The sequence below is a fragment of the Mucilaginibacter aquariorum genome (genome assembly GCF_024498135.1).
GTDB lineage: Bacteria > Bacteroidota > Bacteroidia > Sphingobacteriales > Sphingobacteriaceae > Mucilaginibacter > Mucilaginibacter aquariorum.
Genome location: NZ_JANHOH010000017.1, coordinates 18443 through 30160, shown reverse-complemented (window position 1 = coordinate 30160; position 11718 = coordinate 18443). Strand labels below are relative to the sequence as shown.

The following is an 11718-nucleotide window of genomic DNA, read 5'->3' as shown; positions in this document are numbered from 1 at the left end:
ATCGCCGGCCACACTTATCTTTGAAAATGAAAACACCACAAAGTGTTTATAAACAAAAATCCCAGCTACTCTCGTAACTGGGACTATCGTAAAATCTGTCAACTTATTTCAGGACGATTCATGGATTAATTACTCACTGTATTTCCACAGGTCTAACTCATAATCAAGCAACGATTTCTTGATGCGTTCAGATTCGTAGAGCTTATCAATACCTTGTGCGTAATCGCGGATCCGTTCGTCTTTATCGTTAGATTGTTTAACAATGTAACTGGTAAATATGCGTTTCACAAAAACATCATCAAAACTTAAGCCCGTTGCATCATTGTTACGGCTAACGGCTTCTTTAACGGCTAATATCGGCCTTGCTTCGGGGAAATAGATCCAGAAAGCGGGCTGATAATCCAGATCTAAACCAGCTGCTTTAGGTTTAAAAAGTGGGGCTATACCAATAATACGGGGTTCGAAAACCGAACGCTGCCTGTCAAAAACCCAATCTTCTTTTATCCGGAACTTAACAACACTATCGGGGTTAAATTCACCTGCCATAACTTTTGAGCCTATTTTATCGCCTGTATTTTTATCAAACTGATCAACTACAGCGCTATCTGCCATTTTACTGCGGGCCTGTGCACCGGTTAACGGCTTAGAAAAGCTATCTCCGTTAGGGTCATCCTTTGTTGCTGTTGGGTCATACGCAGTTAATTCGCCGGCATCAATAGCAGCCATTAGTACATCTATTAACCTTCCCTTTGGCGATGCCAGGTATTGGTTCATTTTTTCGCGCAGATCAATTTCGCGCCAAACGCGTTTCGCGAACATTACATCGGCTTCGCGCAGGTTAGCATAGGGTGTTACCTTGGCGCTTAAAATGTTATTCTTTTTGTAATAACCATCCAACGGGCGGTCAAACGGTTTTTTTGTTGTATCAATTGGCTGTATGCCTGCGTTTGCAGCACCATTAGCGCCTGCTACCTGCGTATCCGGTTTAACTTTTAAAGTAACCGGAGGTGGGGTTTTGGCCGCAGCTTTTTTTGTTGATTTCTTCCTTTGCGCAAAAGAAACACTGCAAGCCAGGCAAAGTACAATAATCAAAAATCTTGTCTTCATAACTTCATTAATTAGCCGTTAATACTATCGGATCAAGTCCGCGTTGTGTGCCATCCGGCCCAACCGCTATAATTTCCTTAAATACCACTGTAGACCCGGGTGTAACGCCACTCATAGCAGAACGCATCGCTCCGGTAAGCTCAGAGCCTGTTGCGGAATATATTATTGCATCCTGTCGTGGTTTTATTACTATAAGTGTAAACCTTGTTACGTTAAACTTAGCATCAAAATCAAAGTTATCCAATTTAGCAAATACCCTATCCTGCGCACGCAGGTTGGCTGCGCTGGTGTTGCCACCACTTTTGCCGGCAAACATTGGTTTTGGATCAGGGATACGTTTCACACGAAAGTCTGTTGAGCCTAATACCAGGCCTTTATCACCCAATACCGTTACTTTTGCAGCGCCTATTGACCTTACTGTTGCTATATAATGGCCGTTAGCCCCACTTAAAGAACCGCCAGACATGCTAACTTTTATACTTTCTTTTGGAACGCCAGGCGCAGAAACTGATAAGGGGTTTGGTACACCAATATACAGCACATTCATTTTATCAGGTGAAACCACTGCCGATGGTTTTGCAACCATGTAGCTGCCGCTAATAGGGTATGCTTTTGGTGGTCCGTCTACCTGTTTAACCAATAATTGCCCTGTCCAATTCCTTACACCTTCGCCGCTCGCAGTTGTGGTATAAGTTCCTACACCGTTTGATGTTGGTATAGGTGAGCCCCCCACGGTAATAGTAGGATCCGAATTTTTATCGTAAGCGGTTAAAAATATTTCTGCCTTGTACTGCTGACCTGAAAGTACGTAACTGGTAGGTGCAACAGCAACAGCCTTAAACTGGTTAAGAGTTACTTGTGCTTGATCTACCTTGCCTAATATCCTTTTTACTACCTCGTTCTCGGCATTTTTATTATCGGTTTGTATTTTGGCTAATGTTGTTAAAGCAGCCCCTAATGGGATACCTTCACCAAAATAAGCCTGCTGCCATGATTTTTTGGGATAGCCAGGGCGTGATCCCAAATCATCAGCGTTTAAAGAAAATTTAATTCCTACTGAATCTTTGCCCAACAATGTCAGTAACCTTGATTTGGTAGATTCTATCTTTTGCTTTAATACATCAGCTTTTTTTCCGTTTATCATTACTTCGGATGAAATATCAAGGCTTTCCCTTGCGCTCACATCATCTATATCGGGATTATAATCCCCGCCTTTTTTGGTCATTTCTACCTTAAGCTCTTCAACATATGAGTTTAACTCACCAGCTATTTTAGTTGCCTCTTTTGCTTTTGCCAATAATTGACCTGCTTTTTCAGGCTGTTCTTTTAGCTTGGTTGCTTCAAAAGCGCTATAAGTGGTTTCTAAGCTTGTAGTAACGTTCCTTCTTGATGCGTCTAAACTCTTTGTAATATTTCTAAACGAATCCAGTAAACTATCCGGTACGTTTAGTGCTATAAGCCCTAATAATACCAGGTATAGTATACCTATCATCCGCTGTCTTGGGGTTTCCTTACCTCCGGCCATGCTCTATATTATCTGTTTGGTATACTTAATATGTTAGTTAACCCTTGGTTGGTTCATAGCTGTAAGCATGTTACCGTACACAGAGTTTAACGATGCAAGGTTTTTAGCTAAACGCCCAACTTCTTCTTTAAACTGTTTAGAATCATCTAACGATTCGTTAAAGTTATTCATCGTTAATGACAGGTTTTTGTAGAAGCCATTCATTGCTTTTAAATGCGCGCTCGAATCCTGTAACTCCAGTTCGTACACGGCATTTAATGAAGAAAGGTTTTTAGCCAAATTAGTTACCTGATCATGGTATGCTTTTGAATCGACATTGGTATTAGCCATTTCGCTTAAGTTGGCCGATGCTTTTTCAAAAGCATTGCTCAAACTATCATAACTTGCGGTAGCCTGTTTCACTTTATTTGTAAAAGCAACGGTAGCTTCGCCGGCATCTGTAACCTTTGATATGCTGTTAACCTTATCGCCAAAAGTGCGTAAGCCTTCACCCAAACTCCCTATTAGTTCCGGACCAATTTTAGCATCTTCCAGCATTTTATCTAAAGCTGCAGTGTTTGAAAAACCACTTGTAACCGCCGGCCTGGCAGATGCTTTTGGTCTCTCTCCGTCAAAGTCTTCACTCAATTCAGGATATGCAAGCGTCCAGTCTACCTCTTTATCGTCTCTTTGAAAACCAAGTATGAAAAACAAGCCCGCCTCTGCTAATAAACCTATTGAAATAAAAGTACCGCCATAAGGCCAGTGCTGAATTTTAAATAGTAAGCCTATAATAACTACAGTTGCTCCCCATGAAACAATATTGGTGATTCCGTATGGTTTCTTTTTCCCAGCCATAAACTTTAATAAAGATAATTTTTGTATTAATTAGTTGTTTTGATTAGCGTTTGTCCTTGATATCGCGACCAAGGTATTGTGTTACACAGCGAAAACCAATGTATGATTTTGCGGTATCCTGATACTCGAAAGTACGGGTTGAGTTTTGAAGAAAATAACCGATATCTTTCCATGAACCGCCACGTACTACTTTACGTTTTAGCACTTCAGGATCGCTTGCTTTGGCTTCATAATTAAATGTTGGTGCAAGGTCATGTACAAATGTAGATGCAGACTCGTCATATGCAGATGATGTCCATTCTGCTACGTTACCTGCCATATTATACAATCCAAAATCATTTGGGAAATACGACCTAACATTTACCGTATATGCACCGCCATCATCGGTATAGTTACCACGGCCCGGTTTAAAGTTGGCCATTAAACAACCTTTAGCATTTTTTATGTAAGGGCCGCCCCAAGGGTAATCGGTACCTATCCTGCCGCCACGTGCAGCGTATTCAAACTCCGCATCGTTAGGTAACGCGTAAGGCAGGTTGTGCGGTATTTTGCGGGCGTCTTTGGCACCATCGCTTAAACGTGTGCGCCATGCGGTAAATGCTCTTGCCTGGCGCCAGGTAACACCCACTACAGGATAGTTACGGTATGCCGGGTGAGAAAAATAGCCCTCAACCATTGGCTCGTTAGCAGCATATGAAAAATCGTTTAACCAAACCAATGTGTCCGGGTAAACGCCTACAGTGTCACGCAAAATAAAGTCCGAACGTTTTTTTGTTTTGTCGTTACGGAAGTTTGAAGCCTCACGTAAGGTAAATAAAGCATAGTTGTATTTTAACATGCGTACATCTATCTCGTTGCGGTCAAACACACGGTCGTCTCCCTGGTAATACAGGCCTTGTAATTTTGAAGCATTGGCTGCTGCATTTTTACCACGTGTGCTAAACACCGGGTTACTGGCAACATATTTCCAATTGATAAATTTTCTGCCATTTGGGTCGGCAGCTGCACCTTTTCGGGGTTGCATGTAATATTTTGGATCGTTTAAGTAGTTGGTAATCGCAATAGAATCGCGAACCCAAAATACAAACTGTTTATATTTGCTGTTGGATATCTCTGTTTCATCCATAAAAAATGGGGGCACAGTAACCTGCTTGGTTTGCGATGTTTGTGCAAAGGTTACATCCTGATCGGTTTGGCCCATTAAAAATGTACCACCTTTAATATATACCATGTTTAGGGGGGTTGTCGCCCTAAAAGAACGCTGCTTCACCCCTGTAACCTCACCATTATTTCCGCCGCCGCCTATACCGCAACCAGTTAATATAGTACCGGCCAAAACTATTATTAAAAAGTATATTTGTTTCATTTTGTATCCAAAATCAGTAATCGCTTTCTATGTTTCTGCAACAGAACGCACCCCCGAATATATCACTTTTACACTAACCAAAACGAAAAAATGTTTTTTAACCCTAATAAATGCCTTATTAGTGGAAAAAACGCATCCTTCATTTTGTGTAAAATGATGAGAGTCAGTAAAAATATTTCTTTAATATATAAATACTTTCACCGTTATACGCTAAATTATTAAAAAATGTTGCAGTAGCTCAACAGTTCAATCAATTATTTGTTGGCTTGTTTAACATATTGGTCAATTGCCATGGTCATTGAAGGTGCTCCAGGCGTTGGGGCTGGGATATCTAAAATTAAGCCTGCCTCCAGTACTGCTTTGTGTGTAGTGGCCCCAAAAGCCGCGATACGTGTGTTATTTTGCTTAAAATTGGGGAAGTTCTTGTATAAGGATTGAATGCTTGAAGGGCTAAAGAAAGCGATAACATCATAAAACACTTCGGCCAGATCACTCAGGTCGCTGCATACGGTGCGGAATAATACCGCCGGGGTAAAATCATAGCCATTATCCAGCAAAAACTTTTGGGTTTCTTCGGCGGCTACATCAGAGCATGGATAAAGGAATTTTTCGGCCGAATGTTTTTTCAATACCTCTGCCAAATCAGCAGCGGTTTGTTTGCCAAAAAATATTTTACGCTTACGATATTGAATATATTTCTGAAGATAAAGGGCAATGGTTTCTGAAAGGCAGAAATATTTCATTTCTACCGGTACTTCAAAACGCATCTCTTCGCAAATGCGGAAGAAGTGGTCAGCAGAGTTACGGCTTGTAAAAATCACCGCGGTAAAATCAGCCAAATTAATTTTCTCCTTACGGAAATCCTTAGCAGGCACACCTTCAACGTGAATAAACGACCTAAAGTCAATTTTTAAATTAAGCTTTTTGGCCAATTCAGCGTAGGGATTTTTGTCATTCTCAGGTTTTGGCAGAGTTACTAAAATACTCTTAACCTTTTTCTTTCTATCTTCCAATGCCATACGTAAATTACTACCTAAATCCAATATTAAGTGCCTTAATCAAAATCAATATGGGGCAAATTTCGAGGGCACAAAGATAGATAAATAAATAAAATTTATGAAATCGAAAGTTAGAAATAATACTTACGCTGCTGCGCAGATACTGCCATATAAAAATAACTATCACAAACAGTAGTGTTATTGCAAGTAAAAGCGGGATGAACTTATCTGCTATTAAACTAAAACATAGCGCTACGGGCAAAAAAACAAAGGCAATGTTAAAATAAGTAAGCGACAACGTGGATATATATTCACTTACCAGTTTGTTAATATCAAACACAAAACCTAAAAGCTTTAATACCAGAAACTTAGTCGCAAACAATGCTATTATTACAAATGAAAGGGTGATAAAGAGCTGAAAACCGCCTATTGTGTAATAAACTTTATAGTAACCGGTAGTAAGCAGGTACAGGAACAGCCCAAAAGTAAAGCCGAATAACAAAAACAAAGCGATAAATGTCCATACGTTAATGGGGCTATCTTCTTTGCCGGCCTGGGTTGTGGTTTTACGATTATAAAAGGATTGGAACACATTGCTCATATCCTTACTTGAAGAGATATTAAGGGCCGCTGTAAAAAGCAGCAGTAGTACAAGTACAACAATAACCCAGGAATCTCTTGAAGGGCGGGTACGGCCATAACCCTGCATTACTTTTGATTTTGCAGAAAGGCTGAGGTATAGGTCGCCTTTATAAGCGTTGGCTTTTAACAAGCTATCTACAAATAAATTAGGGCGATCCGCACTTGGTGCTTTAATATACAACATGGCCAACGAATCTGATACAAATTGCTCCCTGTTAGCTGTAGCATGGGCAACCGAATCTAAAAAAGGTACAGGGCCTTTCTGGCGCGGGCGATTATAAATACTATCGGGCGTTGTGTTCATGGTATCTACCTGCGCATATGCCGTAGTACACCCGGTAACAACAATAAATAAAAAGCAAATAAACCAACGCATGTATAAAAGCCGCATGAGCCGCAAATTTACCTCATTTATGGTGGCTTATGCAAAACTAAATTTGCTGTATCTACTGTAGAATGGCCGGCACAACAATTAACCCTTAAATTGCCGAAGATGATGATCGGTATGTTTATACACTAAATAACCAATCTGTTCTTTGGTTATTTTCCCAAAAAAGGGATGCATGATCCCGTAATTTGAAACAAGCCCGTATTCTTCGATTAACGCGATCCATTTCTTTTTTTCAGATGCTACATCGCCATAATTATCTTTTATGATAAGCCCTGGGTCTGACGGCATATTTCGCTTTAGTGGAGATTCATCTCTAATTAAGGTTTTTAAAGCCCACTTGCCAAATATATATCCAAGAAACACCCGTTTGAAAGGTTTTTTGCCAAGCATCATATCCTCATAAACAACACAATGTTTTACCATTTGATAGGCGGTCATTTTTCCCCATTCGGCGCTGTTATTTTCGTTAAGGGCATTTATCCTGTTGATTAATCCGTCTCTTGTTGCTTTGTCAAATATTGTTTTCATCTTCATATGTAATTTTGAATGCTTTTAAACAAAATTATGGGATGATGCCCAATAAAACAGGTGGCTACAATGACAACTTAAGGGGGTAAATGCGACAAATAATTTCTTTATTTAATCTCAGTTTATGGGTATCTTCCTGATCTTGTGTTCAACAGTATTCGAAAAATATAATGTATCATTAACAATAGCAAAACCAGTTGGGAAAAGCAGACCACCTGCAGGCAAAAAGGGATCGTCCCCGTCTTCTTTTTGGTAATAACTCTCCGCTAATAGGATTTTTTGATTATCGGGGGTAAACTTATATATGTAAAAAACAAATCGTTGACTAAAGCCGGCAGCATTATTATAACAGGTGTATAAATTCCCTGATCCATCAATTGCTATTTGAGTAAGGGTCCTATAATAATCACTATCATACTGTAGGTTCTGAACGGCAATAGTACTTACCTCGCCGTTAGGTGTTACTTTCCTGATTATAGAAAAGTACCCCCCTGTTGTATATAGGTTATCTTCCTTATCAATACTTAAAAATTCGGGGCGGTCAAATTCAGCGTTTGCTCCTACACCATCCTTAGGGATGTCGCTTGGCTCGGGATTATTTAAAATATTATTCCCGCCAGCAACAAATGTTACTTTATTATTTGACAGCAGTCGAAGTTCATTATATCCCCTATCGAAAATAAAAAGGCACCCGCTTTTATTAATGGCAAGCCCTGCCGGCTGAAAAAAAGTTGTTTCAAGTGCGGGCCCATATTTACGTGGGTACGATACATCTGTACCCGCTACAACCTTAACTTTTTTACCATCGGCACTAATCTTTTTTATTTGATATTGCTGTGAGATATAAACACTCCCATCTTTGTCTACCGCCATTCCGGTAATGTCGGCATCCTGCACTGCTACTTTATAAAAAGTAGTAACTACACCCAGGCAGCTAATTTTCCTAATACTTCTATTTACAGGCGATCCTCCTGCTTCAATAAAGAATGCGGCATCATACACATATAATGATTTATCGGGCCCCACAGAGATCAATGTTGGGCAATCAAACCGCGCCTGTAAAGCCGGCCCATCAACAGATCCCCGTATACTTCCTGCATGTACTAAAATTTGATCCGGGCTAACTAAGGTTTCAACAGCTGCCTTGCTACTTTGCGCGGATTTTGCCATATCTGTTTTTTTACAGGCGGGGGTTGTAAAAAGGAGTAATAAAACTCCTAATTTTATTACTAAACGGGTGGTTTTCATAGTGAATAGTTTTAGTAGGCTTTATAATCTGATTAAATTTCAGTGTAGGGATATTTTCCTTATCTTTTGTTCAACTGTATTCGAAAAATACAAGGTATCGTTAACAGCAGCAAAGCCTATTGGGAACAGTAGCCCATTTGCAGGCACAAAAACACCGCTACCAACTTTTAAATCATAATGATTCTCAGCCAATAAGATTTTTTGATTGTCAGGAGAAAATTTATATATTAAAAAATCAAATAGTCGTTCATCGCCTATATAATTATTAAAAGAAGCATATAGGTTTCCCGATTGATCAACCGTTGTTTGACTAAAGGTGCTTAAATGATCCCCAGAAAACCCGGGTTGCTGAATGGCAATGGTACTCACCTCCGCCTTAGGTGTTACTTTCCTAATTATAGCGTAATACCCGCCTGTTACGTATAAGTTATCTTTGCTATCAATACTTAAAAATTGTGGACGGTCAAATTCAGCGTTTATTCCTACCCCATCCTTGGGTTGTTCGAAAAAAACATTTCCACCCGCAACAAACTTTACAACGTTGTTTGAAAGCATTCTAAGATCATTGTACCCCCTATCCAGTATAAAAAGACAACCGGCCTTATTTATGGCAAGTCCTGCTGGTCTGCCAAAAGTCACTTCAAGCGCAGGCCCCTCTCTACGTACAGATTGTTCCGTTAAACTACCTGCTACAACCTTAACCGTTTTACCATCAGCGCTAATTTTTTTTATTTGACTATACTGCGAGATATACACGTTCCCATCTTTATCTACAGCCATCCCCTCAATGTCGGCATCCTGATTAGCCACGCTATAAAATGTTGTAACTACACCTAAGCAGCTAATTTTCCTAATTTTTCTGTGATTTTTATTAAGTTGCCCTGCCCAAATGTAAAAGCTGTTATCGTACACGTATAAGCTTTTATCTGGCCCTACAGAAATAAATGTGGGGCAATCGAATTGTGCTTGCAAGGCGGGCCCGTCAAGGGATCCCTGTATAGTTCCTGCATGCACTAAAATTTGATTAGGGTTAACTAAGGCTTCAACACCTGCCTTGTTTTGCACAGGTTTTGCTATTTCTTCTTTTTTACAGGCGGACGCTACAAAAAGAAGTAATAAAACTCCTAATTTTAATACAAAACAGGTGGTTTTCATGGTGGGTTATTTTGGCAGGCATGTATATAAACCTAAAAAACATCGGCCTGTTATTCAAGCACTTCCTTAAATCGTTATTGTTTTGTATAAAATACCGGTATATGTGAGCATATTTATACAGCCATACGAGAATACTTATACAGCATAAACCAATAGCCCAAGAAATTAATATTTGCAATACCTTTGCATCTATGGCCGGAATTGAATTTATAAGTGTATTACAATTAGTTACATTCAAAAAGTAACAAATAAGTAACACTGCGATAGAAAATTTATCGCGGGGGCTTTAAAATGGAGAATTAAATTTTAATTCGATACTATGACATTCCTCCTTATTTTTACAACATGCCATTACACGTCAATATTGAAGATTTATTAAACGCCCGTTCTGTTGAATCGGAACGGCTAGAATTTAAAGAGGGATGGAATCCTGATGCCATATACCGTTCAATTTGTGCTTTTGCGAATGATTTTGAAAATGTGGGTGGTGGCTATATATTAATTGGCGTGGAAGAAGAAAGCGGGATTGCCAAGCGCCCCATTGTAGGTTTAAGTGCGTCCAAGATTGCCTCTATTCAAAAAGAGATGATCGGCTATAATAACCTGATTAATCCGGTTTACCATCCTAAACTCTTTATTGAAACTGTGGATGGCCAGCAAATTTTAGTTATTTGGGTGCCAGGAGGCTCCAACCGCCCTTATGAAGTGCCCGAACAAATTACGGCCAAACAAAAAAGATATTCCTATTATGTTCGTAGGTATGCCAGTTCTGCTGTTGCAGATATGGAAACTCAGCAAGAACTGATTAGTCTCGCCAACCAGATTCCCTTTGATGACCGTTCCAACCAATATGCCAGTATAGATGATATTTCGATGGTACTCATTCAGGATCATTTGCGCTTGATAGGCAGTAAATTGATGGAGGCCTCCGATCAGCATACCAAAACGGAAATATTAGAACAGATGCTCCTGGTTGATGGTCCTCCCGAACACCGCTTTCCCCGGAATGTGGCATTGATGATGTTTAATGAACACCCAGAAAAATTCTTTCCGGCCACTTGGGTGGATGTCGTATATTTTCCAAAGGGTGAAGGGGAATCAGAATTTATTGAATACCCCCGTATCACAGGCCCAGTACCTACTTTAATCAGAAAAACACTGGACTTATTAAAAACAAATTTTTTAAAAGAAAAGGTCATTAAGCAAGCTGACAAGGCAGAAGCAACACGTATTTGGAATTATCCTTATGCTGCATTGGAAGAAGCCGTGGCAAACGCATTATTTCATCGTGATTATCAATTGAGGGAACAGGTTGAAATTCGGGTTTCGCCGGAATCCATCGTGCTGCTTAATTATGGTGGCCCTGATCGCTCTATCCGTCAAGAAGATTTTATCAGCGGCAGGATAAGGCCACGCCGTTACCGCAATCGCCGTTTAGGGGATTTTTTAAAAGAACTCGATTTAACAGAAGGCCGTGCCACAGGTATTCCCACTATTAAACGTGTTTTGGAACGCAATGGCTCTCCAGAACCAACCTTTCGTACAGATGATGAACGTACTTTTTTCGAAGTAGAAATATTTTGTCATCCTGCTTTTGAAAATGATATTGTTCTGGTAGTTGACGCCCGAAAAGAAGCGATAAGTAATAGAGATGGTAATAGAGATGGTAATAGGGATGGTAATACAGATGTTATTTTGTTATCCCAAAAACAAAAGGAAATATTAAACTTTTGTCAAATCCCCCAAAGCCGGGTAGATATATTCGATCACCTTGGCATTTCGAATCAACCTAAAAATTACCGCCTGCATATTTTACCACTAATACAAGCTGGCTATATCACTCTTACCGAACCTGATAAACTTTCCAGTAAATATCAAAAGTATCAAACCAGCAATACCGCTCCCACTACCTGAAATTCTT

At 39.8% G+C, this 11718-nt stretch carries 10 protein-coding genes; 1 reads left to right on the top strand and 9 read right to left on the bottom strand.

Annotation, left to right across the window (positions count from 1 at the left end; translation table 11 throughout):
- Positions 1-129: 129 nt before the first annotated feature.
- The 9 genes from porN to NPE20_RS26585 all read right to left on the bottom strand — a co-directional run bounded on the left by porN (position 130) and on the right by NPE20_RS26585 (position 9797).
- On the bottom strand, positions 130-1107 hold the full coding sequence (gene porN / locus NPE20_RS26625) for a type IX secretion system ring subunit PorN/GldN (RefSeq protein WP_256541764.1): 978 nt from the start codon (positions 1105-1107) through the stop codon (positions 130-132).
- 7 nt (positions 1108-1114) lie between these two features.
- Positions 1115-2632, bottom strand: a complete 1518-nt coding sequence (porM, locus tag NPE20_RS26620; RefSeq protein ID WP_256541763.1) for a type IX secretion system motor protein PorM/GldM — start codon at positions 2630-2632, stop codon at positions 1115-1117.
- Positions 2633-2665: 33 nt separating this feature from the next.
- Positions 2666-3469, bottom strand: a complete 804-nt coding sequence (gene porL, locus NPE20_RS26615) for a type IX secretion system motor protein PorL/GldL (protein WP_256541762.1) — start codon at positions 3467-3469, stop codon at positions 2666-2668.
- A gap of 43 nt (positions 3470-3512) precedes the next feature.
- Complete coding sequence (porK, locus tag NPE20_RS26610; protein WP_256541761.1) at positions 3513-4835, bottom strand: T9SS ring complex lipoprotein PorK/GldK; 1323 nt, start codon at positions 4833-4835, stop codon at positions 3513-3515.
- A 254-nt stretch (positions 4836-5089) separates the two neighbouring features.
- The gene (locus NPE20_RS26605) at positions 5090-5854 is read right to left on the bottom strand and encodes a uroporphyrinogen-III synthase (protein WP_256541760.1); all 765 of its coding nucleotides are present in this window, start codon (positions 5852-5854) and stop codon (positions 5090-5092) included.
- Positions 5855-5864: 10 nt separating this feature from the next.
- A complete protein-coding gene (locus NPE20_RS26600; RefSeq protein ID WP_256541759.1) occupies positions 5865-6851 on the bottom strand; it encodes a DUF4271 domain-containing protein in 987 nt (328 codons plus the stop codon).
- A 96-nt stretch (positions 6852-6947) separates the two neighbouring features.
- Positions 6948-7394 carry a DUF1569 domain-containing protein gene (locus NPE20_RS26595; protein ID WP_256541758.1) on the bottom strand — a complete coding sequence of 149 codons (447 nt, stop codon included), beginning with the start codon at positions 7392-7394 and terminating at the stop codon, positions 6948-6950.
- Between the two features lie 117 nt (positions 7395-7511).
- A complete protein-coding gene (locus NPE20_RS26590) occupies positions 7512-8642 on the bottom strand; it encodes an NHL domain-containing protein (protein ID WP_256541757.1) in 1131 nt (376 codons plus the stop codon).
- 39 nt (positions 8643-8681) lie between these two features.
- Positions 8682-9797 carry an NHL repeat-containing protein gene (locus NPE20_RS26585; protein WP_256541756.1) on the bottom strand — a complete coding sequence of 372 codons (1116 nt, stop codon included), beginning with the start codon at positions 9795-9797 and terminating at the stop codon, positions 8682-8684.
- A 345-nt stretch (positions 9798-10142) separates the two neighbouring features.
- Between NPE20_RS26585 and NPE20_RS26580 the strand changes: the two genes are divergently transcribed.
- Positions 10143-11711, top strand: coding sequence for an RNA/DNA-binding domain-containing protein (locus tag NPE20_RS26580; RefSeq protein ID WP_256541755.1), 1569 nt, complete (start codon positions 10143-10145; stop codon positions 11709-11711).
- Positions 11712-11718: the final 7 nt, after the last annotated feature.